24 protein-coding genes and 1 pseudogene are annotated in these 23,628 nt (G+C 65.1%); 13 read left to right on the forward strand and 12 right to left on the reverse strand.

Annotated elements, in window-relative coordinates; genetic code table 11:
- Positions 1-51: 51 nt before the first annotated feature.
- The 3 genes and pseudogenes from VE759_RS20450 to VE759_RS20460 all read right to left on the reverse strand — a co-directional run bounded on the left by VE759_RS20450 (position 52) and on the right by VE759_RS20460 (position 1,017).
- Complete coding sequence (locus tag VE759_RS20450) at positions 52-333, reverse strand: hypothetical protein (protein ID WP_324935823.1); 282 nt, start codon at positions 331-333, stop codon at positions 52-54.
- 109 nt (positions 334-442) lie between these two features.
- Entirely contained in the window at positions 443-625 is a 183-nt protein-coding gene (locus VE759_RS20455; protein WP_324935825.1) for a hypothetical protein, read from the reverse strand.
- A gap of 156 nt (positions 626-781) precedes the next feature.
- Positions 782-1,017, reverse strand: a pseudogene (locus tag VE759_RS20460) (CDGP domain-containing protein).
- A 159-nt stretch (positions 1,018-1,176) separates the two neighbouring features.
- On the opposite strand from VE759_RS20460, the gene VE759_RS20465 reads away from it, so the two are divergent.
- Positions 1,177-1,806, forward strand: coding sequence for a TetR/AcrR family transcriptional regulator (locus VE759_RS20465; RefSeq protein ID WP_324935827.1), 630 nt, complete (start codon positions 1,177-1,179; stop codon positions 1,804-1,806).
- A 180-nt stretch (positions 1,807-1,986) separates the two neighbouring features.
- Here VE759_RS20465 and VE759_RS20470 read toward each other — a convergent pair whose 3' ends face one another.
- From VE759_RS20470 to VE759_RS20485, 4 genes are all read right to left on the reverse strand, one after another.
- On the reverse strand, positions 1,987-4,299 hold the full coding sequence (locus tag VE759_RS20470) for a GAF domain-containing protein (protein WP_324935829.1): 2,313 nt from the start codon (positions 4,297-4,299) through the stop codon (positions 1,987-1,989).
- A gap of 330 nt (positions 4,300-4,629) precedes the next feature.
- A complete protein-coding gene (locus tag VE759_RS20475; RefSeq protein WP_324935831.1) occupies positions 4,630-4,932 on the reverse strand; it encodes a hypothetical protein in 303 nt (100 codons plus the stop codon).
- Between the two features lie 321 nt (positions 4,933-5,253).
- Complete coding sequence (locus tag VE759_RS20480) at positions 5,254-6,429, reverse strand: cytochrome P450 (RefSeq protein ID WP_324935833.1); 1,176 nt, start codon at positions 6,427-6,429, stop codon at positions 5,254-5,256.
- A 135-nt stretch (positions 6,430-6,564) separates the two neighbouring features.
- Positions 6,565-7,320 carry an O-methyltransferase gene (locus VE759_RS20485; RefSeq protein ID WP_324935834.1) on the reverse strand — a complete coding sequence of 252 codons (756 nt, stop codon included), beginning with the start codon at positions 7,318-7,320 and terminating at the stop codon, positions 6,565-6,567.
- A gap of 225 nt (positions 7,321-7,545) precedes the next feature.
- Here VE759_RS20485 and VE759_RS20490 point away from each other — a divergent pair, with 225 nt between their 5' ends.
- The 8 genes from VE759_RS20490 to VE759_RS20525 all read left to right on the forward strand — a co-directional run bounded on the left by VE759_RS20490 (position 7,546) and on the right by VE759_RS20525 (position 15,456).
- Positions 7,546-8,313, forward strand: coding sequence for an isoprenylcysteine carboxylmethyltransferase family protein (locus tag VE759_RS20490; protein ID WP_324935836.1), 768 nt, complete (start codon positions 7,546-7,548; stop codon positions 8,311-8,313).
- A 57-nt stretch (positions 8,314-8,370) separates the two neighbouring features.
- The gene (locus VE759_RS20495) at positions 8,371-10,647 is read left to right on the forward strand and encodes an MMPL family transporter (protein ID WP_324935838.1); all 2,277 of its coding nucleotides are present in this window, start codon (positions 8,371-8,373) and stop codon (positions 10,645-10,647) included.
- 93 nt (positions 10,648-10,740) lie between these two features.
- Positions 10,741-11,811 (forward strand): type III polyketide synthase, encoded by a 1,071-nt coding sequence (locus VE759_RS20500; RefSeq protein ID WP_324935840.1) that lies wholly within the window; start codon positions 10,741-10,743, stop codon positions 11,809-11,811.
- A 14-nt stretch (positions 11,812-11,825) separates the two neighbouring features.
- A complete protein-coding gene (locus VE759_RS20505) occupies positions 11,826-12,335 on the forward strand; it encodes an isoprenylcysteine carboxyl methyltransferase family protein (RefSeq protein ID WP_324935842.1) in 510 nt (169 codons plus the stop codon).
- On the forward strand, positions 12,332-13,348 hold the full coding sequence (locus VE759_RS20510; protein ID WP_324935843.1) for an NAD(P)/FAD-dependent oxidoreductase: 1,017 nt from the start codon (positions 12,332-12,334) through the stop codon (positions 13,346-13,348). Before VE759_RS20505 ends, VE759_RS20510 begins: the two co-directional genes overlap by 4 nt.
- 37 nt (positions 13,349-13,385) lie before the next feature.
- Positions 13,386-13,931: a YceI family protein gene (locus VE759_RS20515; RefSeq protein ID WP_324935844.1), complete on the forward strand. Its 546-nt coding sequence runs from the start codon at positions 13,386-13,388 to the stop codon at positions 13,929-13,931.
- A gap of 524 nt (positions 13,932-14,455) precedes the next feature.
- On the forward strand, positions 14,456-15,076 hold the full coding sequence (locus VE759_RS20520) for an MspA family porin (RefSeq protein WP_324935845.1): 621 nt from the start codon (positions 14,456-14,458) through the stop codon (positions 15,074-15,076).
- Positions 15,073-15,456 carry a hypothetical protein gene (locus VE759_RS20525; protein ID WP_324935846.1) on the forward strand — a complete coding sequence of 128 codons (384 nt, stop codon included), beginning with the start codon at positions 15,073-15,075 and terminating at the stop codon, positions 15,454-15,456. The genes VE759_RS20520 and VE759_RS20525 overlap by 4 nt, the downstream gene beginning before the upstream one ends.
- A 40-nt stretch (positions 15,457-15,496) precedes the next feature.
- On the opposite strand, the gene VE759_RS20530 is transcribed toward VE759_RS20525, so the two are convergent.
- The 3 genes from VE759_RS20530 to VE759_RS20540 all read right to left on the reverse strand — a co-directional run bounded on the left by VE759_RS20530 (position 15,497) and on the right by VE759_RS20540 (position 18,589).
- On the reverse strand, positions 15,497-16,267 hold the full coding sequence (locus VE759_RS20530) for an ABC transporter ATP-binding protein (protein ID WP_324935847.1): 771 nt from the start codon (positions 16,265-16,267) through the stop codon (positions 15,497-15,499).
- The gene (locus VE759_RS20535) at positions 16,264-17,094 is read right to left on the reverse strand and encodes an ABC transporter permease (RefSeq protein WP_324935848.1); all 831 of its coding nucleotides are present in this window, start codon (positions 17,092-17,094) and stop codon (positions 16,264-16,266) included. Before VE759_RS20535 ends, VE759_RS20530 begins: the two co-directional genes overlap by 4 nt.
- 73 nt (positions 17,095-17,167) lie before the next feature.
- Positions 17,168-18,589 carry an ABC transporter substrate-binding protein gene (locus tag VE759_RS20540; protein WP_324935849.1) on the reverse strand — a complete coding sequence of 474 codons (1,422 nt, stop codon included), beginning with the start codon at positions 18,587-18,589 and terminating at the stop codon, positions 17,168-17,170.
- 380 nt (positions 18,590-18,969) lie between these two features.
- Here VE759_RS20540 and VE759_RS20545 point away from each other — a divergent pair, with 380 nt between their 5' ends.
- The 4 genes from VE759_RS20545 (at position 18,970) to VE759_RS20560 (ending at position 22,174) form a co-directional block, all read left to right on the forward strand.
- Positions 18,970-19,782, forward strand: coding sequence for a GntR family transcriptional regulator (locus VE759_RS20545; RefSeq protein WP_324935850.1), 813 nt, complete (start codon positions 18,970-18,972; stop codon positions 19,780-19,782).
- A gap of 77 nt (positions 19,783-19,859) precedes the next feature.
- Positions 19,860-21,248 (forward strand): arylsulfatase, encoded by a 1,389-nt coding sequence (locus tag VE759_RS20550; RefSeq protein WP_324935851.1) that lies wholly within the window; start codon positions 19,860-19,862, stop codon positions 21,246-21,248.
- A gap of 180 nt (positions 21,249-21,428) precedes the next feature.
- The gene (locus tag VE759_RS20555) at positions 21,429-21,842 is read left to right on the forward strand and encodes a YidH family protein (protein ID WP_414687969.1); all 414 of its coding nucleotides are present in this window, start codon (positions 21,429-21,431) and stop codon (positions 21,840-21,842) included.
- The gene (locus VE759_RS20560; protein WP_324935855.1) at positions 21,839-22,174 is read left to right on the forward strand and encodes a DUF202 domain-containing protein; all 336 of its coding nucleotides are present in this window, start codon (positions 21,839-21,841) and stop codon (positions 22,172-22,174) included. Before VE759_RS20555 ends, VE759_RS20560 begins: the two co-directional genes overlap by 4 nt.
- Here the strand turns inward: VE759_RS20560 and VE759_RS20565 are convergent.
- Both VE759_RS20565 and VE759_RS20570 read right to left on the reverse strand, forming a co-directional pair.
- Entirely contained in the window at positions 22,149-22,631 is a 483-nt protein-coding gene (locus VE759_RS20565) for a nuclear transport factor 2 family protein (protein ID WP_324935856.1), read from the reverse strand. The two genes, VE759_RS20560 and VE759_RS20565, sit on opposite strands and share 26 nt — an antisense overlap.
- Before the next feature lie 105 nt (positions 22,632-22,736).
- Positions 22,737-23,519 carry a DUF899 family protein gene (locus tag VE759_RS20570; protein ID WP_324935857.1) on the reverse strand — a complete coding sequence of 261 codons (783 nt, stop codon included), beginning with the start codon at positions 23,517-23,519 and terminating at the stop codon, positions 22,737-22,739.
- Positions 23,520-23,628 lie beyond the last annotated feature (109 nt).

Consider the following 23,628-nt stretch of genomic DNA (forward strand, 5'->3'; position numbering starts at 1 on the left):
TTTGCGGTCAACGTTTTAACTGCCGTCGCGCTGGCTGCGGTGCGGGAATCATCAACGAAACTGGCTGGATTGGAGAACCACCGTGCACAGTGTGCTATTTCGACTGGTGAACTGGATGGCTGAGCACGCAGAGCGTGCCTTGATCGCCGTGCCGGACATCAACGACTGACCGGTTGGCACGCCGGCGGCGAACAGGCGGATCGCGATCTGCGTATTCGCTCGTTCGCCTGATGGCGGCAAGGTTTTCGTCACTTCGTTGGAGGAACGACCGCGCCGCCCAACGGCCTGATCCGCAACGCGGCGCTGCTGCGCATGCGCCTCGACCACGCGCACGAAGCCCAGCGATCATGACCCGGCCCAGCAAGCTGGTCACCCGTGCCGGGGTGTCGATCGATGGACGGCGACGGGCCGGCCGTCGCCGAGCGCCGCGCTCGGTCGTCGATCAGCACCAATTGACGTTGACGTCTGCCCCGTTGTAGTTCACGTGTACCGAGCATTGGGGCAGCACAGTGGTGTTCACCGTGAGCACGTGGGTGTCCACCCGGTTAGGGATGGGCTTGTAGGTGGTGGCGCCGAGCGAGCTAACGACGGCGGGTGCCGAAGTGAGCGCGGATGTCGATGCCATGGCGGGCGCAGCTAACCCGACAGTTGCCGCGGCCAACCCGATGCCTGCAGAAAGGGCAATGGCTAGTTTTCTCATTTTGCGTTTCTTCCTTCTCTTATCCAGTGGACAAACGAACTAACGGATCCAAGGACGCGCCCCGGGAGGCGCGCATCCCCGTTAGGGCGCCGGCGGATATACCGGGTAGCAATTCGTGCCGCCAAAGCCGAGAACGTAGACGGTGTCGCAGCGGGTGAAGCCCCATCGGGTCCTGCTGGGGAGTCACAGCGACCCCCGCCGTTGCCCAAAACGACCGCACCGCCGCAGACCGGATCCGCGCTCGCCGGTCCTGCGAGCCCGATCCCGCACCCGAAGATCGCGCCGGCGATCGCCAATGCGCCAAGACATCTCCTCATTGGCATTCCTTCCGAATCCCGCGGCCGCGCCCGTGTGCGCGCCGCGCCCCACCGGCCTTACGGCCAGCATCGAAGTTATCCTTCACATGTAGGTAACTAAACAGATGTAGGATTCGATGCAACTGTCGGGCAACGAACACACGTCGGGAAGGTGAGACCGTGGTCACAAGTAACGTCAGCAAGGCGCCGTCGGGTGATCGCCGCGTGCGACGAACTCACGCGGCCCTGCAACGCGCCCTCATCGAACTCGTCGACCACCAGGACCTGCCGCGGATCAGCGTCGCCGACGTCGCGGAGCGCGCCGAAGTCAGCCGCTCAACGTTCTATGACCACTACCGGGACGTGCACGAGCTGGCCGAAGCGGCGTGCACCGCGATGATCGACGACATGGTCGCCTCCTTGCCCTCGCCAGGCCAGCGGTTCAGCGGGCCGCAGCCCGGCCCGATCGAGGCATTGCAAGATTTCTTCGCCCACTTCGCCGAGCACGCCAACCTCTACCGCAGCGTGCTGGGACCACAGGGCAGCGCGCGCATCATCGACCACATCCGCCGGTTGACCACTGCTGCCATCTACCTCGGCACCCATCAGGCTGATTCCTGTGATCACGTGACGTTGGCCGCCTCGGACATTCCCCAGGACGTGACGGCGGCATTCGCCGCCGCCGGCTTTGTCGGCGTGGCCATCGACTGGCTTCAGCGTGGCTGCCCGCACGCACCCGCGGAGATGGCTACCCGGACACTTCCGCTCTTCACCGCGCTGTATGGCGAAGAGATGCTGCCGCCATCATGAAGAAAGCGATGCAGCACTTTTGAGTCCACGGGAGACACGAGAGGTCGCCGACCGTAAGCGTGCCCAGCTACACGTAACACCGACTATCCACGTGCATGCGAAAGGCGTTGCGCCGCATCAGAAACACCGAGAGGCTTGTTAAACCTGTCGCTCGCCGAAGCGCATCAACGGTACCGGCAGTCAGGTTCCGGAACAGGGAATCGCGACCAGAATTGTGGTGCCTTCACCGGTCCGACTCCGCATCTGCAGGTGCCCTCCCAGCGCCTCGACGCGGTCCACCAAGCCGATCAGACCAGAGCCTTTACCAGGAGTTGCTCCCCCGACGCCGTCGTCGCATATCTCGATGTCGAGGCTTGCATCGTCCACTGTCGCGGCAACCTTCACCTCGGACGCCCTGGCATGCTTTGCTACGTTGGTGAGTGCCTCTGCCACAACGTAATACGCGGCGACCTCTGCATGGTCGGGCAGCCGTCGGCCGACTCGCACGTCGAGGCTGACCGGCACCGTTGAGCGCCGCGCGAGCATCTTCAGCGCCGGGCCAAGACCGCCCTGCGACAAAATCGCCGGATGAATACCCCGTGAGATCTCGCGCAGATCGGCGGTAACGGCGTCCACGTCGCCGATGACACTGGAAATCTGGTGCTGCAGCGCGCCCAGCTCCGATGGCACAGAATCCTGTATTACGCGCAGTTTCAGTCCCACCGACACGAGCCTCTGTTGGGCACCGTCGTGCAGATCGCGCTCAAGACGGCGCCGCGCGTCGTCAGCGGCCGTCACGATGCGGGCGCGAGATGCGGCCAAATCCGCGCGGCCCTGGGCGTTGGCCAGGGCAGTGGCGACCAGGTCGGCGAAGTCCGAGACGCGCGCCTCGGTGTCGCGCGGCATAGGCTCGGGTTCTAGCGAGCCGACGGCGACCGCGCCCCACACATGGCCATCCACCACGATCGGAGCCCCCACCGCGGAACGGACACCCGTTGCACGCATGTGCGCAGCGACGGCGCCGGCTGCATCCTGGTAATCGTCCATCCGGGCGGGGCGGCCGGTGCTCAATATCGATTTGCAAACATTGTTGCCGTCAAGGATAAAGCGTTGAGAGTCGGGCGTTTTCGTGAGCCCCGGCTCCTCGGCCGCCAGCCGCAACGCGCTGCCGTCCGCCTCGTAGCGCCACAACGCCGCGTACGGAACAGCGAGGCATCGCGCTAATTCCGTCGCGACTGCCGAGAAGACCTCCGACGGAGCCGCCCCCCGCGCTACCAAGGTCGCGACGCGCCGCAACGCCGACTGCTGGCTCGCGAGCACACCGAGCGCGTCACGACTCAATTCGACCTGCTTGTGCGCCTCATGTAGCCGATCCTGCGCACGCCTGCGCTCAGTCACGTCCCGACCGGCCACGTACAGCAGGCCGCGATTCGGGACGACGTTCCACTCGACCCATACCACTGAGCCGTCACGGCTGATACAACGGTGCTCGAACTGCATTGGACCATTACGATGCTCGAGCTCGTCGAGTACGCCCCGCACCAGATCCACATCGTCTGGATGGACGAACTCGACAAACGGCCGCGAGAGCAACTCCTGGCTCGGATAACCGAACGTCCGCTCGAAAGCTCCGTTGATCCGTTGCCAATAGGCGCGGTGATCATTTCGGTTGGGAGAACTCGCATCTCGCTGGCATAGATAGCCGATACCCAGCAGGTCAGATGACAGTTCGTTGAACCGCTCCAGCTGGTCGCGACTCTCATCCAGCGCGCGGTTCGTCGCCGCGAGTACCCGTTCACCAGCGAGCAGTGTTTGCAGAGCGGGCACCACCCGTTCTTCCAGGCGCCGCTGCATGGGCTTGGGGAGCCGCGGGGGAACGAGCAGCGTCCCCAGCACGGCGGCGCCATCGGTTAGCAGGATCGCGCGACGATGATCGTCTGATGGGACCGCGTCGGGCACGATTGCCGCCCACGGGAGCTCGAGCGCCTCGACCAACCGTTGGGCGGCGCCATCCATTGCGGAACGCAAGTCGCCGGCGCGCAGCATTGTCCGGGCCAACTCGGCGGCCACGTCGGCTTCCCGACGGCGTTGATCCGCCTCGACGGCGCGTGATCGTGCGAAGTTGGCCACCGCGTTGACCAGTAACGCCGCAACGAGGAACACAACAATCACAGCCCAGTTCTGCCCGTCGGTGATGTCGAAACTCCCGGTGGGCCAGTGACGGAAATATCCGTATGTGGACGCGCTGACAATCGCGGTGATGGCCGCCAACGCGAACCCGCACACCGTGGCGACCAGTAGCACGCCCACCAGGTAGATCACGCCGTACTCGTCCATCGAGGTGACTTGTTTGAGCAGAACGACCACGACGGTCTCGGCGCCGATTATGGCCGTGGCGAGCACGCCGCCCAGCCAGAGCGGCGGAGCCGTCGAGCGGACCGACAGCGCCAGCAGCCGCCCGACAATACGCTGGGATCGACCGCCATCGGTGTGGATACGGCCGCGCCCCGACACACAACCGGCGTATCACCGCACGTGTGCACCTGCAATGTGAGACAGACCGGGCAAGACAAGCGTGGTGCGTTCAGCGCGCGACAACCGGCCGCCGACCACGGCCGATGGCTGCACTCGGTGCGCGTTTCCCGCTAGCTGGTAGTCAAAGACTCCGGCTAGCCGGAAATTCGGCGACCGAAGCCGGACGCTCCCAGCGGAGACGCTTTGCCACCACCGCGTGGTGGTCCAAACGCACCGTGCTGGCGCCTGCGGAGGTCAGCCGCCGGCCGACCACGCGCGGGGCTCAGACGCGTAGCCCGCTACACGCCTGAGCTCACGACCCCTGGCCGGCTAGACGCAGCCGACCGCCCAAGCCGGACCGACGGGACCGCCGATGCAGCCGAATGGCCCGGGCACGCCGCCCCAGCCCCAGCCGGGCCCGCCACCCCAGTCTCCGCCCCAACCTCCGCCGTCTCCGCCCCAGTCGTCTCCGTGCCAATGCCCGTGGCCGTGGCCGTCTTGTTGCCACGGTATCCCCGGCGTGTCCGGCAACGGTGGCGCGGCGTTGGCGACGCTCGGCCCGAGCCCGAGGGCGGCGAAGCCCAGGGTGCCGGCGATGGTAACTGCTGTCGCGATTGCCCTTACATTCCTCATGCGGCCCCCTTATGCAACTTCTCGTTTCAGCGACGTTTGCTCGGAACCGCGTCAGCGATCCGAAGCTGCTTGCGGGTATGGACTTGGTCAGCCCCCGGCTTGAAATCCGGCCGATGCCATGCCCTTTGCGACAGTGCAGGTGTTATCTCGTCTACCGACTGCCACGCGTCAACATCCTATCTCGCATAGTCAAGACCGCATCCCTGCGTCTGTCCCGGTTGCCGTTTTCCGCTAGGCGGATGTCCTTGGAACAGAGGGGTTACCAGTTGTGCATGGTGCGAATCGCCGGGCTGCACAGCGGCTTTAGATTTCGAAACCAGGCTAGGCAGTCCAACGCACGTGCAGACTCGGCGGTTTGCGGAACACGAGGCCTTGAGGCGCGTTCGGGTGGTCGGGGTCGAGCCGCAGCCCGGGCAGTCGGTCAAGGAGTCGACCGAGAGCTATCGTCGTCTCGGTCCTGGCGAGGTGGGCACCGATGCAGAAGTGCGGCCCAAGCGCGAAGGCGAGGTTAACCCTGGCGTTGGCGCGGTGGACGTTGAACCGATCGGGGTCGGTGAACACGGCCGGATCCCGGTTGGCGCCGGCGATCGACACGCTGACCAAGTCGCCGCACTGAATCCGCGCACCCCCAAGCTCGACATCGCGGGTGGCGTATCGGTCGACAACCGCCGCGGCCGGCTCCAACCGGATCGACTCCTCGATGGCGTTCGACAACAGGTCCGCGTCACAGCGGACAAGCGCGAGCGCCTCGGGGACGGCGTGCAGGTGCCGGACCGCATTGACGATCATGCCCTCGGTGGTGTCGATACCGCCGAACATCAGCACCGCGGCGTTGGATACAACCTCATCTTGGCTCAGCCCTTCCGGCGCCCGCGCCGCTTCCGACAGCGGCGATGGTTCGTCGGTACGGCCGATGGTGCGCAGCACAGCGGACCGCAGCTGGCCGAACGCGTCTGCGCCGGCGGTGGTGACCGGCCGCCCCGCGGTCACCTCGGACACCGCTGTCACGATCGCCGCATACCAGGACAACACTGTGTCGGTGTTGATGTCACGCAGCCCGAGCGCGTTGGTGACCACCGCGACCGCGAGCGGTCCGGCGAACTCGCGCCGTAGCTCGGCCCTGCCGGCCGGTTGGATCGCGGAGATCAACCGATCCGTCTCTGTCTCGATGAAGCCGGTGAACTGTTGCCGCACTCGGGTTGGGCGGAACGGGTGCGCGAACGGTTCGCGATGGTGGGCGTGGTCCGCGCCGTCGAGCGAGAGCATGCTCGGGCCCACCACCCGGGAGGTGGAGAACCGGGGATCGTCCACGGTGAAGGTGACGGCGTCGCGCATCACCCGCACCGCGAGGTCGTAGCGGGTGACCAGCCACCCGCCCAGCACGGGAAGCCATGACACCGGCTCGGTCGCCCGCAGCCGTGCCAGCACTGGGTGCGGGTTCGTGTCCAGTTCGCGCAGCCTCACCGCGCGCCCGCCCGGGAACTTCTCGATCTCCACGCCATTGTCATCATCGCTCCCCGAGCGCGGGTGCGCAGGCAATGGAGTCTGTGCCGGTGCGAGCACGTTTCGGCCCGCGGCGACTTCGGTTGGCCTTACCCCCATCGATCGGCGTGCCGATGCGGGGCCTCTGCGCTATCCCATGTACTCGGATTCGAGTACAAGGTCTGGCACCAGCGGCTGGTATTCGACGTGGGTCTTGTGCTCCGTTGTCTTCCAACGCTTACCCTGCTGTTCTCGCATGAACGCGCGGTACTTCGGCGAGCCGGGAAACCTGACGTTGTCGGCGACGACGATCGAGCCCGGATGCAGCCACCCCCGTTCCACGATGCTGCGGAGATCCGGCAGGTAGGCGTGCTTGTCGTGGTCGATAAACAAAAAGTCCAGAACACCGGCGGCAAAACCGTGCTCGGTGCCGAGCACGTCCAGTGTGCGGCCGCGGTCACCGACCGTCCCTACGACGCAGCTGACGCGGTCATCGACGCCCGCGTGGGACCAGATGCGCCGAGCGATGTCGGCGTTGGCAGCGGACAACTCCACCGAGACCACTTTCGCCAACGGGGCCGCTCGAGCAATCCGAAGCGCGCCGTAGCCACAGTAGGTGCCCAACTCCAGTGCCACCCGCGGATTGGCCCTTCGGACGGACGCGTCGAGCAACTCGCCCTTTTCGTCGCCAACGTTGACCAGAAACGACTTCTCGTAGGCGAATTTGTCCATCGTTGCCACCACGTCGTCGACGTCACGGCGCCGGGCATGGGTCACCACGTAGTCGGCGGCCGCGGCTTCCCGTCCGTCGCCCAGCTGGCCGGTCTTGGTGATATTGCGAACGCCGATCGCCATTCGCCAGACCGACCACCTCAGCAGCATCGGCAGGCGTTGCCTGAGCTCCATGTGTCAAAGCTACGTCGCCTGCCGTATTGAACGTCGAGCGCGCCGGTCTCGTTAGATTGTCGTCGAGACACGGCAGTGTGACACTTGTGGCGGTGCGCGCGTGACACCGCCACAAGTAGCGTGCGGCAAATTGTCGTGTGGGGTCGGTGCGGTTTGAGGCTAGACAACAGAGGCGTTCAGCAAAAAGTAGCGCGGCGCGGCCAGTCCCGTCCGACTCTCTCCCCTGTGCCGCGACCGGTGATTGCGCTCTGCTACGGCATCATCTGCCATGCGTGCTTTGCGCTCGGGGTGGGGGCAATGATGGTCGCAATGTTTTTCGGCATGAGCAGATCGCTGGGCACCCTGGCGGCCCCGTGGAGCTGGATCGCCAATGCCGTCTTGCTCGCCCAGTTTCCGATCGTGCATTCGCTCTTGCTCACCAAAAGAGGAAGAGCCCTGCTCGCTCGTCTCGCACCGGGTGGCACCGGGACCACGCTCTCGACGACGACCTACGTCATCGTCGCGTCGCTGCAAGTCCTCGCGCTCTTTGCATTGTGGTCTCCCAGCGGCGAGGTCTGGTGGCGGGCACATGGTGCAGCGTTTGCTGCTATGACCGCGCTGTACACAACGTCTTGGCTGTTGCTTGGGAAGGCGATGTTCGACGCAAGCCTTGCGTTGCAAACGGGAAGCCTGGGGTGGGTCGCGCTGTTGCGGAACAAAGTTCCGACCTATCCGAAGATGCCCGAGCGCGGCCTCTTTCGACTGTCACGCCAGCCGATCTATGTCGCGTTCGCATTGACGCTGTGGACGGTCCCAACGTGGACTCCGGATCAACTCATCGTCGCTACCGCCTTCACCTCATACTGTTTTATTGCGCCGCTGTTCAAGGAAGCGCGCTACCGAAGTATTTACGGGTCAGCGTTTGACGCCTACGCGCGGACCGTTCCCTATTGGCTCCCCTGGCCGCGCAAACACTCCTCGGGGGATGGCGGCAAGGAGCGCGCCACCCTGTGATTTGTCGTCGGAAGGTTCTTCGAATGTTGTACAAGCACTGAGCCGGAAGGACGCGACGTGCTGCGATGGATCGCCCGGCTGGCTCTCGCTGCACCGCGGCGGATCATCGCCGTCGCAGCGCTGGCAATGGTGGCTGTGGCCATCTTCGGCGTCCCGGTCGCCAAGAACCTGTCCGCGAGCGGATTGCAGGACCCTAATTCGGAATCAGCCAAGGCGACGCAATTGCTGGCCGACAAGTTCGGCCAAGGCAACGTCCAGCTGCTCATCGTCGTCTTCGCGCGGGACGGATTCGACAGCTCGGCCGCCCGTGCGACCGGCACCGACATCGTCGATCAATTGCGCCGGTCACCGCACGTCGGGAGCGTCACCTCGGCATGGACCGCACCGCCACCGGCCGCCGCCGAACTAGTCAGCCGGGATGGGAGGTCGGGGCTGATCGTCGCCGGCATAACCGGCGGCGAGAGCAAGGCACAGACGTACGCGAAAACATTGTCCGACCAGGTGGCTCACGACCGCGACGGAATTACCGTCCGTTCTGGCGGAGCCGCGATGGTGAATTTGGAGGTGACCGAGCAATCGCAGCATGACCTGTTGCTGATGGAGGCGATAGCCGTGCCCCTCAGCTTCATCGTATTGGTGTGGGTTTTCGGTGGGTTATTTGCGGCGGCGTTGCCGATAACCGTTGGCGTGATGGCGATTTTGGGCTCGCTGGCAATCCTGCGCGTGCTCACCTTCATCACCGACGTATCGATCTTCGCGCTCAACTTGAGCACCGCGCTGGGCATGGCGCTGGCGATCGACTACACGCTGCTCATTGTCAGCCGCTTCCGAGACGAGTTGGCCGACGGGGCGAGCCGAGACGACGCGCTTGTTCAAACCATGGTGACGGCCGGGCGGACCGTGTTGTTCTCCGCAACAACGGTCGCGTTGTCGATGGCGGTATTGGTCCTGTTCCCGATGTACTTCTTGCGGTCGTTCGCTTACGCGGGTGTCGCTACCGTTGCGTTCGCCGCCGTGGCCGCGGTCGTGGTGGCTCCGGCGGCGATCGTGCTGCTGGGCGACCGCTTGGATGCCCTGGACGTGCGCCGGCTTGCGCGCCGTGTGCTCGGCCGACCCGAGCCGGTGCGCGGTTCTGTCGAGCAGGAGTTTTGGTACCGGTCAACGAAGTTCGTCACGCGTCGCGCGATTCCCATCGGATTGGCGGGTGTTGCGCTGCTGCTCGTCCTTGGTGCGCCGTTCCTTGGTGTGCACTGGGGTATGCCCGACGATCGCGTGCTGCCGAAATCCGCGTCGGCGCACCAGGTGGGCGACCAGTTGCGCACCGACTTCGTCAATAACTCCGAGACCGCGGTGCGGATCGTCATCACCGACACCAACGGTTCAGCGATTGACGAGATAGAACGATACGCGGCCAACCTCTCTCGGGTGCCCGACGTTTCGGCGGTGTCCGCGCCTACGGGCACGTTCGTCGCCGGAACTCGCATAGGACCGCCGTCAGCAGCGACGGGACAGGCTCAGGGCAGCACCTTGCTCACCGCCGACAGCACGGCGCCACTGTTCTCGGAGCGTTCAAACACTCAGCTCGACCGTCTGCATGCCGTCCCCACCCCTGGCAACAGGCCGGTCCAAATGGCCGGTGCGGCCCAAATCAACCGTGACAGCGTTGACGCCATCACAACCCGGCTGCCCCTGGTGCTTGGGCTCATCGGTGTGATCATGCTCGGGCTGCTCTTCCTGCTGACCGGCAGCGTGGTACTTCCCTTGAAAGCTTTGGTGCTCAACGTTCTTTCGCTGTCTGCAGCGTTCGGCGCGATGGTGTGGATCTTTCAGGACGGTCATCTGGGAGCCCTCGGTACGACGCCCACTGGGACACTGGTTGCCAACGTACCGGTGCTGTTGTTCTGCATAGCCTTCGGCTTGTCCATGGACTACGAGGTCTTTCTGGTCTCCCGGATCCGAGAGTTCTGGCTCGCGTCGCTGCAGAGCGCCGCGGACAACGACGAGAGCGTCGCGCGGGGCGTGGGGCGCACCGGACGGGTGGTCACGGCGGCCGCGCTGATTATGTCGATCTCCTTCGCGGCGTTGACGGCCGCCCATGTGTCATTCATGCGGATGTTTGGTCTCGGGCTGACGTTGGCCGTGCTCGCCGACGCCACGCTGGTGCGCCTGGTCTTGGTCCCGGCATTCATGCATGTGATGGGGAAGTGGAACTGGTGGGCTCCGAAGCCGCTGCTTTGGCTGCACCGACGTCTGGGAATCGCCGACGGTCATGCGGAGCCACGTTCGGAGCGGACCGAATCGGTGGCGGACGGACCGACATCCCCGCCGCGGTGACGGACAGCGGATGGCCGTCGACGGCAAGGCGACCTGGGTAGTTGAAGTTTGAAGAATGTTGAACCGCCCGGCTTAGGTTCTCGTGTCCTCAACGTGGCCCCGGTCAGTGCTATCGCAGGGGTACGTGGCGAACTGCCAGTGCACCGCTACAGCCAGAGTGAGATCACCGACACCTTCGTCGGGTTTCCTGGTTTCGAGGGTTTCGAGGAGATACTCCGAAAGCTGCATGCGAGCGCCAAGGTCGACAATCGTCACCTGGTATTGCCACTCGAGAAGTACCGTGCGCTGACCGACTTCGGCGAGGCGAATGCGCTCTTCATCGAACGTGCCGTGGACCTCGGATGCGCGGCGTTGTCAGGCGCGCTCGACGAGGCCGGGCTAGAACCCCGCGACGTCGACCTCATCATCTCCACCACGGTCACAGGCATCGCGGTGCCATCGCTGGATGCACGCATCGCGGGACGCTTGGGCCTGCGGCACGACGTGCGCCGGCTGCCCATCTTCGGCCTCGGCTGTGTCGCGGGGGCCGCGGGGATCGCTCGTCTGCACGATTACCTGCGCGGTGCGGCCGACGGCGTCGCGGCGCTGGTAGCGGTGGAACTGTGCTCGCTCACCTACCCCGGGGCCGAGCCCAACATGGCCAGCCTCGTAGGCAGCGCATTGTTCGCCGACGGGGCAGCAGCGGTCGTGGCGGTCGGCGAGCGTCGTGCCGAACAAATCGGTGCCGCTGGGCCCGACATCCTCGATTCGCGCAGCCATCTCTATCCCGATTCCCTTCGCACGATGGGCTGGGACATCGGCGCATCCGGACTACAGCTCGTGCTGTCTGCGGACCTACCGGCGGTAATCGAGCGGTATCTGAAAGACGACGTCACCGATTTCCTCACAGCGCACGATCTCACCATCGCTGACGTCGGTGCCTGGGTCAGCCATCCGGGCGGTCCCAAGATCATCGAGGCGATCGTGGAAAGCCTCGACCTGCCCGACGACGCGCTTGAGTTGACCTGGCGCTCGCTCAGCGAGGTCGGCAACCTCTCGTCGGCATCCGTATTGCACGTATTGCGTGACACCATCGCCAAGAGGCCGCCGAGTGGAAGCCCAGGGGTGATGATGGCGATGGGGCCCGGGTTCTGTTCAGAGCTCGTGCTGATGCGCTGGCACTGATTACCACAGACGTCATGTTCTGGTATGCGCTCCTGATCGTGGCGGTCGCTCTGGAGCGAGTGGCCGAATTGGTTGTCGCGAAACGCAACCTCACATGGAGCCGAGTCCACGGTGCCGTCGAGTTCGGTGCGCGGCACTACCCGGCGATGGTCGTCCTCCACGGTGGCTTGCTGGCCGGATGTCTGGGTGAAACGATCGGGCTACACCGCCCGTTCCTTCCCGCGCTGGGCTGGTCGATGTTGGCGATAGTGGTGGCCGCGCAAGGCATGCGCTGGTGGTGCATCGCGACCCTGGGCCGACAATGGAACACCCGAGTGGTCGTCGTTCCGGGAGCAACACGCGTCGCCGACGGGCCGTACCGGTTCGTGTCGCATCCGAACTACGTCGCGGTAGTCGTTGAGGGCGTGGCGCTGCCGATGGTTCACACCGCTTGGGTTACCGCCCTGGTATTCACGGCGCTGAACGCGGTGGTGCTGCGGACACGGATCAAGGTCGAGAACGCTGCCCTGGCGAGTCTGTCGTGATCGACCTACTTGTTGCAGGCGGCGGCCCGGCGGGGCTCGTTACCGCACTGCACGGAGCAGGGGCAGGGCTTGAGGTGGTCGTTGTTGAGAAGCGCCGCGGACCGATCGACAAGGCGTGTGGTGAAGGATTGATGCCACGCACTGTCCGACAATTGCAGCGTCTCGGAATTGAGCCGCAGGGCAAGTCTTTCCGCGGCATCAGCTACCTGGACGCCGACCGACACGTCGATGCACCATTCCGATCGGGGGCCGGGTGCGGCATGCGCCGGACACGGCTGCATGCAGCACTTTTCGAAGCAGCCACAGCGACCGGCATACGGTTCATTCAGACGCCCATCGGCGAGATCACCCAGGATTCGAGGTCGGTTCGCCTCGGGGAATTACGGGCCAGGTATCTCGCCGCGGCCGACGGGCTGCACTCACCGATCCGTCGGTCTGTTGGCCTGGCGCGGCAATCCGCCGGCCCGCGCAGGTGGGGTATCCGTCGGCACGTGCAGATCTCGCCGTGGACTGACTACGTCGAGGTGCACTGGGCCCGAGGGGCCGAGGCGTACGTGACGCCGGTTGGGGACGACTGCGTGGGTATCGCGATCCTCACCTCGCGGCAGGGTGGGTTCGACAGCCACCTCGACGAGTTCCCCGCCCTCAAGAATCGTGTGCACGGTCATCCGCATGGCCCGGACAGAGCGGCTGGCCCATTGCGCCAAAAGGTTCGGAGCCGAACTGCCGGACGAGTGCTGTTGGTGGGTGACGCAGCTGGTTACGTCGACGCGCTGACGGGCGAAGGGCTGGGCATCGCGTTCGGTGCCGCCGAGCTGCTGGTGGACTGTATCGTCGCTGGCACGCCAGGCGATTACGATCACCAGTGGCGCCAGATGTCGCGCCGCTATCGTTTGCTGACCGCGGCGGTGCTGCAGGCGAGCGCGTTTGCGCCGGTGCGCTCACGTATCGTCCCGGCTGCCGCGGCGTTGCCGAAGGTCTTCAGCCAGCTGGTCAATCTGCTCGCTGATTGAAGCGCGCGCGGATGCGACCCCGGGCGTGAGGAGGGAAATGCCCGCAGTTACGGAGCTTTTGGGCCAGCACGGGAACGTCGGCATGTGGAAACTGGTGCCCGACCGTTCGGAATTCACGTTCCAGAACACCGCCCTCTATGGCCTGGCTAAGGTCAACGGTCGCTTCACCGAGTTCAGCGGCGAGGGCGAGATCACCGTCACCGGGTCGGTGTCGGGGCGCATCAACATCAAGGCCGCGTCACTGAACACAGGGCTTGGCATGCGAGACAGACACCTCCGGTCGGGCGACTTCTTCGACGCTCACAACTATCCGGACATCACCGTGGTGGTCACCGGGGTGTATCCCGGGCAACACGACGCGGTGAATGTGCGAGCCGATCTCACCGTCCGAGGCAAAACGGTGCCGCTGCCTATGCAGGCGACGGTCACGGCCCTCGCCGACGGTTCGATTCGGATCACCACTACCACCGTCGTCGAACGTGAACGGTTCGGGGTCAGCGGCAACATGGCTGGCATGGCTGGAAAATCGACGATCGTCTCTGCGGATGCGCTGTTCCGGAAGGCCGAGCCGCCGGACGCCTAAACCTGAGCGCTGCCGAAACCACCTGTGACAAGCGCGGACACCAGTTCCAAACCCGTCGCCTTGACCGGCGCCTCTCCCCCGCCGCCCCGACACCGGTCTGAGCGGATGGACCCTGGTCCTGACCGGGGATACCGACCAAACTGACGGGGTTGCACCGGTCGGCTTCGGCGGGCACGGTGACGAGGATCAATTCCGAGAAAAGGGGGCGCTGCCGGAACTCTGCGCGGCCGCGGTGGCGGTGAACATCGCGTGCACCCTGCGCGTGTACACCGGCTATCACACCTGGCAGTTCGGGGCCCGCGCGTTTTCCGACGCATTGCCATGGATCGCGCAGCGAGTCCACACGCCGTGACTTATCGGGCGCGGTCGACCACGCGAGCCGAGTGCGGCGACGTTGGCAACCGGCTACCAGATCGCTGTCAGCAACAACTTGTCTGCCAGCCAATCCCCAGGGGCGCCCACTATCATCACCGCGACTAACTGGACACCTGTGAGGCGGTGTTGTGGGCAGAATCGTTCGGACCATGGTCATCGTCGTTACTCCGCTCTTGTTCTGCTGCGGCGTGGCCGCGGCAGATCCCGTCCCTGTCGCAGATGTGACGCAGTCCGCGGACACCGACGATGGGTGGAAGTTGAGCGCCGCGCTGACGCACATGGCCATCAACTCCGTCCCCAACATGGCCGCCACGGGATTGACCAGGGAAGCGTTCGTGAGCGGGAAGGCGGTGGCCAAAATCGATGGCAACGGGAAAAACCCGGTCAACTCCGGCAATTTGTTGTTAGGCGTGCAGCTGGGCTGTCAGCTCGACTTGAGCCAAGGCGGCAATGTTGGGATCAGTGGCACCCTGGGCATCGGCTTCAACGTCGGTTCCGGTGCCGTCGGGCTCGGCGCGCTCGGCCCGTCGCCGTACGCAGACATCAGCCCGAACGCTTCGATAAATCTGCTGCCCGGCAACATCAACACGCTGGGGTTGGGCAAAATGTCGCTGAAGGGCCGCACCGGCGAAGTCACCGTTCATGACGCCCATGTGAAGGTCGACGGGTGCGGCGGTCCAGTGTCGGTGCGATTCTTCGCCTACGCGCAAATCACCACTGACAACGGCAATGACAGCGTCAACGCCTACGGAGATATTCTCAACATATGACCAGCCCCCGGCGCGTGGCGGTAGCCGCAGTGGTCGCGGCCGTGGTCGCGGGTGTCCCGGCCGGCACCGCGAGCGCCGACAACAGCAACAGCAACACAAACACCAACGACGTGACGAGTATCGGCGGTGATTACGGCAGCGGTGCGAGCGGCGGATCGTCCGGCAAGAAGACAAACTGGCCACCGACAGATGTGGACTGGCCGCCGAAAGACGCCATGAATGTTGGCGTCGGCGGAAGCGGTGGCAATAGCAGCGCCGGCGGCGACAACTCCGAGGCAACGCCGATCGTGATGCCGATCGGACAGGCCCCTCCGACGAAGGCGGCCACACCCAGCACCGCAGAGACGCCCAAGCCCATTGTGCCGGTTAACGGACCGTAGTTAGCCAAACAATTTCGGGCTATTGGTTGGCTCACGAACCTTAGGCCAGCACAACGTCTGCGACCTCGCCCTTCTCGGTGAGCTTTGCCAGGATCTCGCCACGGAGGTCTGTGAGCTGCCGTTCGAACCGCGGGCCGGTACATCTGGGTTCTGCGACGCGGAAGATCTGCGACACGGTCGCGGGACGGCGGCTGAGCAGAACTATCCGGTCGGCTATCCGCACGGCCTCGTCCACATCGTGCGTGACGAATAAGATCGTTGTTTGATGTCTGCGCCAAACGCTGACCAGCAGCGCCAACATTTCGGCGCGGGTCTGCGCGTCGAGAGCTCCGAAGGGCTCGTCCATGAGCATCACCTGCGGCTCACAGGCCAGCGTCCGAGCCAACTGCACCCGTTGCCTCATACCGCCGGAAAGCGCGGTCGGCAAATGGTCGCCGAACCCGGCCAGGCCAACCTGTTCGAGCCAGTCCTGCGCGATCTTGCGGCGCTGCGCCCGGGCGACACCGCGCAACCGCAGCGCATACTCGACGTTGCGCCACGCCGATCGCCACGGCAACAGGGCGTCCTCCTGAAACACCATCCCGCACTTGGCTTTTGACGTCGACAGCGGTTCACCGTCGATCAAGGCGGTGCCACCCGTCGGTGCGAGCAGGCCCGCCAGTGCTCGTAAAATCGTGGATTTGCCGCAGCCGGAGGGGCCCAGCAGCACGACGATCTCGCCCGGTTGCACCTCCAGGTCGATCCGCGCGGTCGGCACTCCGCGATAACCGAGCTGCAGGTCTGACAGTCTGACTCGAGCGCCGGTGGTCATCGTTCGCTCCTCGGCAGCCACCGATTGATCCGGCGACCGACCCGCTCGACCAGCCACGCGGTGCCGAGGCCGAGCACTCCGATGGAGAACATGCCCACTATCACGCCGGGGTAGTCCAGCAAACCGTATGACTGCCACGTGTAGTAGCCGATCCCGAATTGACCGGAGATCATCTCGGCGCTGATCACGCAGATCCAGGCCACGCCCATCGCCACGGAAAGCCCGGCGAAGATGCCCGGCATCGCTCCGGGCAGCACCACGTGAATCAGGATCGAACGTCGCCCGGCACCCATGGTGCGGGCCGCCTCCTCCCAGACTGTTGGCAGCGCGTGCATGGCGTGGATTGTGCTGACCGCCACCGGAAAAAAGGCCGCGAAGAAGGTGATGAACACGATGCCTTGCTCGCCGGTGGGGAAAAGCAGGATGGCGAGGGGCACCAGCGCGATCGCGGGGATGGGGCGGAACACCTCGATGACCGGGCGCACCAGCATTGAGACCCTGGTGGAGCGGCCCACTGCGATCCCGACCGCGGTGCCCAGCACCGCGGCGAGTCCGAACCCGAGCAGGATGCGGCGCATGCTGGCGCCCAGGTCGAAGTAGAAGGTCCGGCTGGTCAGCTGCCCGATCAAGGTGGCCCACACCTGGCCCGGCGTCGGCACCTTGTCGAAGCGCAGCCAGAGCACCACGTGGTTGACCGTCAGCAGGTACCAGGCCAACAGCCCCAGCCCCAGCAACGACAGCGAGGCCAGTGCGATTGTGCCGGCGCGCCATGCGGTCGCGCCCCACCAAGGCTGCCGCCATGCGGCCCGCGCCTCAGTTGTACGCACTGGTTCAACAGTATTGATGCTCGGCTGCATGATCGCGCGGCCGGGCAGGTCCGTAGTGAGCAACATCTTCTCCTTAGACTGACGACAGGGCGGTGGGATAGTCGATGAGGCGGCTGCCCGGGTGAGTCGAGATGTACTGCTGGGCGTCGGCGGCTACCGCGAACGGAAGCGACGAGGTGTCTGAGCCCAACGCGGGATCGATCACCCAGGTGGCCGTGGTCGCAAATATCCGCGTGCCGTGCCCGGCGTCTGGCACATAGGCCGCTCGCACGGTCTTTGCGTTGGTCTTGATTAGCCGCAGCAAGCAGGTGGGACTCTTAGCAACAACGGTGCCGGGGTCGCCCTCGAACCAGACCTCAGACGATTGCGCCGGGTCGACGGCTGCGCCGCCGCAGCCCGGGTCGGCGCCGCGGATCAGATCCGTGTTAGCGGTGCTGGCAACCAGCCGGTCGTAATCGCTGCCGAACGTCTGACGCACGTAGTGGTCGTCGACGAATTTGTTGAGATCGAGGTCGCCGACGGCATTGAGATCCTTCAGGAACGGAAGGTCGCTTTTGAGTGCGTCGACCAGTTGCGGCTTGATGGTCATGTCGAAGGTCACCAGCCCGTTGGGGCCGTTGTAGAGGTAAACGACCTCCGGCTTGATTGAAGTGATCGAGGCGACCCGCTGCGCTGCGTCGAACGGGTGCGCGTTGAGGTAGTCGGTGGTGTCGCGCATCGCGTCCAGGAACGTCGACATGATGTCGGGATGCTGTTCGGCGTAGCGTTGGCGGACTATCACACCGTGAAACGTCGGCACCCCGGTTTGGCCGCCGTCGAAGAGCAACCGCGCCTTGCCGTTGAAAGCCAGCACCTGCGGCCACGGAACGAACTGGGCCAACGCGTCGACCTGTCGGCCCTCGATCGCCGAGGCGCCCACCGACGGCTCTTGGTTCAGGATCCGCACGTCGCCGGGGTTCATGCCCACGCCGCGCAAGCCATCCACGAGCATGCCGTGTCCGGCCGACCCGACGCTGACAGACACCGTCTTGCCCGCCAGGTCTCGCAGCGTCTGGGCCGACGAATCCATCGGCACCACAACCTGATTCAGTGAACCGCGCAAGTTGTATCCGGTCACGGCCACCAGCCGCGACCGCACGTCATCAAACCCTGCGGACTTCGATCCATTGACCAGCAACGGGTAGTCGCCCATCGATCCGATGTCGATCTTGCCCGCGATCATCTGGGCCGTCAGCGGTGGTCCCGACGCAAAGTCGTTCCAATTCACCTGATATCGGACGCCGGTGCGTTTGCCGAGCTCGGCGAGCTTCGCCTCGAACGTCCCGCGATCCCGCAGCAGGGTGCCGGCCGTGACGGTATTGATCGTTTTCGACTGGTAGCCCATGTTCACGACGACCGTCGCACCACCCGACGAGCATGCTCCCAACACGGTCACGGCCAGGGCCGCAACGACGCCGGCTGCAGTCCAGCGCATCAGCCGACCCCTTTCGGTCATCGCGGATTCCGCTCGGCAGCCGCGCCGCCGCCCACGCGGAACCCCGAACCGGCCGCGCCCGGCGCTGTAACGTTTCGCCACGACACCGATGGTCGTCACGGCGCATTACAGCTGTGCTAATGGCGGTGACACCGTTGTTACGCCACCCACGACTTCCGGGGCAGCGGCCTCAACTGCACTGACAGCGCTTCAGGCAGCAGAAATGCCACAGCCGTTCGCGACGATTTCGGCGGTGGCGAGTCACCGGGAGCTCTTAACGGTGTGGCGTAACTAGCGCTGCAACGCCGGAATATATGCCGTGGCCTGCGAATTGGTGGCTGCCGTGGTGGCGTAACACGATGCTTACGGCCGTCCGTGCGCGGAGCTGGCACAGTGGGCGCATGCCCAGTCGGCCTCGGGTTCGCCCGCCCACCTTCCCGCGCCTGCACTTCCAGGAGTACGTGGGCAGTCGCGCCGATGCCGCGCGCCGGGTACGCGACATTTTGCGAAGCCAGATCATGGAGGGCGCGTTCGGCGGCCTGGCCGCCGCCAGGCCGCCGCTACCGCCAGAGACGACATTGGCTGCCGAGCTGGGCGTCAGTCGCAACGCGATTCGGGAGGCGCTGGATCTGCTGCGAGCCGAAGGCCTGATCACGCGGGTGCAAGGCGTCGGCACATTTGTAACCGGAGCCAAGCTGCGCCAGCATCTCGACCGGCTGGAGGGGTTGGCGGAGTCGATGGCGGGCTACCACCTGCCGGTCGACAACCGGGTGCTGTCGGTTAGCGAGTCCGTCGCAGCGCCGTTTGTGGCCCGCAAGCTGGCGGTGCCGGAAGACAGCCCGATCGCGTTCGTGGAGCGGTTGCGTTCGGTGGGCGGTCTTCCGCTGTCTCTGGATACCAGTTCGCTTCGCCCAGAGGCGATCCCCGTGCTGCTGGACGCGGATCTGCACAGCGCGGACGTCTTCTCGCTGATCGAACGCGAGCTGGGCGTCCGGCTGGGGTGGGCAGAGGTGACCACCGAGGCGGTAGCCGCCGATCCCCAAACCGCCAGGCTGCTTCAGATCCGCGTGGGAGCGCCGTTGCTGCTGCTGCACCGCCTGACCTACCTGGAGGACGGGACTCCATTCGACCTGGAATCGGTTCGCTACCGCGGTGATCGGTGCTGTTTGGTGACGACGATGCCGCGACCCCGGCAGGAGTGCGATGACGGCTGACCGAGGCCTGCTTTACCGACAAGGCATGCAGCCAACCATCCGAACAGATCAAACCGAAAGTGATTGCGAGGTACATCGTGGCTGACCGCCCAAATATCGTCTATTTTCATGTCGATAATCTCGGCCTGGGTGAGCTTGGTTGTTTCGGCGGCGGAATCTTGCGCGGCGCCGACACCAAGCGGATCGACCAGTTTGCCGACGAGGGCCTGAAACTGTCTCACTACGTCGTCGAGCCACAGTGCACGCCGACACGGTCGGCTCTGATGACCGGCCGCTACCCCATCCGCTCTGGTAATCACACCATTGCGCTCGGCGGAAATGATGGCGGTCTTGTCGCATGGGAGCGCACAATCGGCGATATCTTGTCTGAGGCCGGCTATGCCACAGCGTGTTTCGGCAAATGGCACATTGGGGCCGAAGACGGTCGCTGGCCCACCGACCACGGTTTCGACGAATGGTACGGCCCAGCGCGCACATATGACGAATGCCTTTGGCCCGACGACCCGTGGTATGACGGAGAACGCGACGGCTACTCCTACATGTATGAAGGCACCCGTGAGCACGGAGTGCGGGCCACAGACCAACAGCTCACCGTCGCGCTCAAGGGGCAGATGGACGCCGAGTACGACCGGCGGGCCCGCGCGTTCATGAAGCGCAGCGTAGAGGCCGGAAAGCCGTTCTATCTCTATCACAATCATTCACTGATGCATTTCCCCATGGTTCCGCGCGAGGAGTTCCGGGGGCAAAGCACCAACGGCGAGTGGGGCGACTGCCTGTTGATGCTCGACCACGATTTCGGCAGCATCCTCGACTGCCTCGACCAGCTAGGCGTGGCCGATAACACGATCGTCGTGTTCGCCGGCGACAACGGTCCCGAAGACCACCTGATCGGCCGCGGCACCGCCGGCTTTTTCGACGGTTCGTACTTCAGCTCTGCCGAGGGCGGGATCCGGACACCGTGTCTGATCCGGTGGCCGGGAAGGGTACCCGCTCGGGAGAGCAACGAAATGGTGCACGTGACCGACATGTTTCCGACGCTGCTGGGGTGGGCCGGCTGTGCCGCCCCAACCGACCGGATCATCGACGGAATCGATCAGCACGACTTCTTCACCGGCGGCGACACGTCGGCGCGCGAGGGCTGCATGGTCTGGCTCAACGAGGAGCTGCACGCCGTCAAGTGGTCACAATTCAAGGTGAGCTTCAAACGACAACAGCACTTCCACGATCCGGAGATGCCCCTCGGGTTCGCCCGCATCATCAACCTGTTGGAGGACCCGAAGGAGCGCGAACCCGTTAACCAGACCCATGTTCGGTGGTGGGTTATGCAGCATGCGCGGCGCCTGATCCGCCAATTCGAGGACAGCGTCGAAGAGGAAGCACTCATCCCCACCGGCGCTCCGGTGGACTTCGTGCCGGGCCAACACAATGCCCGGTTTGTGGTTACCCCAGCCGGTGCGCGCAGCTAGCGAGGATCGGCTTGATCGGCTGGGTCGGCGTAACGGGATGGCCGTGCCCCGGCGGATGCGGTCGACCGTAGCCAGCCGGGGCGAGCGTACGCCGGGTGTCTGGTCGGCCGCGCCGGTCCCTTCCCTATTCGTGCAAAGGGGCCGGGCTCAGGCTCAATGGCAACACCGATCGGCCGAATGATGCGCCGGCGCCGCGATGACAATCGGCGCGTCGGACAAGGGGTCAAACGCCGTGGTGAAACCGACACCGTTGTCGAGTGCGAGCCCGACTACCGGTTCACCCTCGCGAACGAGCGCACGTTTCTGGCGTGGCAGCGCACCGCGCTCGGGCTGCTTGCCGCAGCGGTTGCAGTCGTTCAGCTCGTCCCGGAGTTGTCAATCCCCGGCGCGCGGCATGCACTGGCCGTGCTGCTTGCGGTGCTGGCAAGCGTCACCGCCGGCATGGGCCTGCTGCGGTGGCGGCAGGTGGATCGGGCCATCCGCATCGGCAACCCCTTACCCCGTCACCCCACCCCCGCCTACCTCGCCGTCGGTCTCACGGCACTCGGCTTGCTCACTCTTGGGTTGCTGATCAGCAAGGCGGTCACCGGTTGACCCGCGAAGTGGCTTCGGGCGATCCGCGGGGTAACGGGCTGCAGGCGGAACGCACCGTGCTGGCCTGGAATCGGACGTCTTTCGCCTTCTTGGCGAACGGCGTTCTGTTGATGCTCAAGGACTTTCACGGCGACAAGGGCCTGTCCGGGCTGGTGCTGCCCGGCCTAGCCGGTGCCGTCGCGTTATGCATGTCTGTGATCGCTCTGCAACGCCAACGCACGCTCGGGCACCGGCCACTCCCAACCCGAATCACTGCGCGCCTTCCGGTGCATCTCGTCGGCGCCGCGGCGCTGGTGCTGATACTGGTCACGGCGATTGGTCTGCCGGCCTGAAGGCTGACCGGGCTCTAGGGTCCGGTTCGAAGACGCGTCCCTCGAGGGCGGCGAAGACGCGCAGTGGGTCGAGGTAGTCGCGCCACGCGCTCACTTTGCGGTCCGTGATGGCGACCACGGAGATGTATCGGTTTGCGTAGGGCTGCCCCGTGGCCACAACCTTTCCCTCCGAGGAGTATTCGAGCACCACCGACGACGTTGACGGCGAATGGTGGACACGCAGGTCGTAGCAGCGGTCGAGGAAGAACGTGGAGCCGTAGCCTCGGTAGAGTTCGATGAGGTTGGCGCGGCCGACGATGTGGCGCGGGTAGTTCGGAACCGTGATGATGAAGTCGAAGACCACGTCCTCGGCCAGCAGGTCGAAGAAGTGATCACCATCAACGAATCCCGCAAGGCCCTGCTCGATGATCCGAAAGAACGGGTCCAGGGCGCGGAAGTCGCTCATGTTCTCATTCACTGGCCACCTCCCCAGAACGATTGGCCGCAGACAATTTGGACTGTGCGGTCACTCGTGGATCCCAACCTACTGACCGGCTACGACTCGGGTGTCGTTGAAGGCCCGTCAGCGGTGGTGGCCGTGCCGGCCGAGGGTCTCCACCGGGGTTGCGCCGGGGCGGGTCCACTGTGGCACGGGGCGGCTGGTCGGGCCCCAGGTGGCGTTCCCGTCCGCGTCCGAGCGCCAGAACCAGCACGAGTTTCGCCCCTCGGGCCAGCCCTCGGGGTTGTCCTCCCATGCCTCGCCGCGGCCGTAGGGCGTCATGTCGAGCAGGCCAGGGGACCCGTTGATCGGCTCGTTGCCACGGCCGGTCGTGGAGTAGGTGAGGAACACGCGGTCGCCGTCGCGCAGGAAGCAGGTGAGGTAACCCATGCTGCCGCCGACCGGCGCGTCCACGTCGCGCACCGAATACCACGGCTGGGTGTAGCCCATGAACTCGACGTAGGAGGCCACCTCGTCCCAACGGCCCGTGGTCAGGATGGCGAACGAGACGCCGCGGGCGTTGAGGTAGACGGCGTCCTTCAGGTGCCAGGCCGTGGTGGTGCAGCCCTCGCACTGCCCCTGGTGCGGCGCGCCGTCGTACCACATGTGCTTGTACACCGCGAGCTCGTCGCGGCCCTGGAACAGGTCCAGGAACGGGACCGGGCCGTCGGGTCCGACGACCTCGACCGCCCCGTCGAACTCCACCATCGGTAGCCGGCGGCGGGCCGCGGCGAGCGCGTCGCCCTCGCGGGTGTGGGCCTTCTCGCGGACCAAAAGCCCGGCACGGGCGTTCTGCCAGGTGGCGAGGTCAACGACGGGCGGGCGGCCGGGCAGCGCAGTGGTCGGGTCGTCCGGCGTGGTGGTCATGGTGTCCTCCGTGGTGTCTCGTGCCGGGGCAGCGTCGTACGACGTCCTACGACGGTCACCAGAACAGACTCGCGACCCGGCGGGAACTCATCGCGGCACGGGGCGCCCC

This window comes from Mycobacterium sp. (genome assembly GCF_035640695.1).
In the GTDB taxonomy this organism is placed as follows: Bacteria; Actinomycetota; Actinomycetes; order Mycobacteriales; family Mycobacteriaceae; genus Mycobacterium.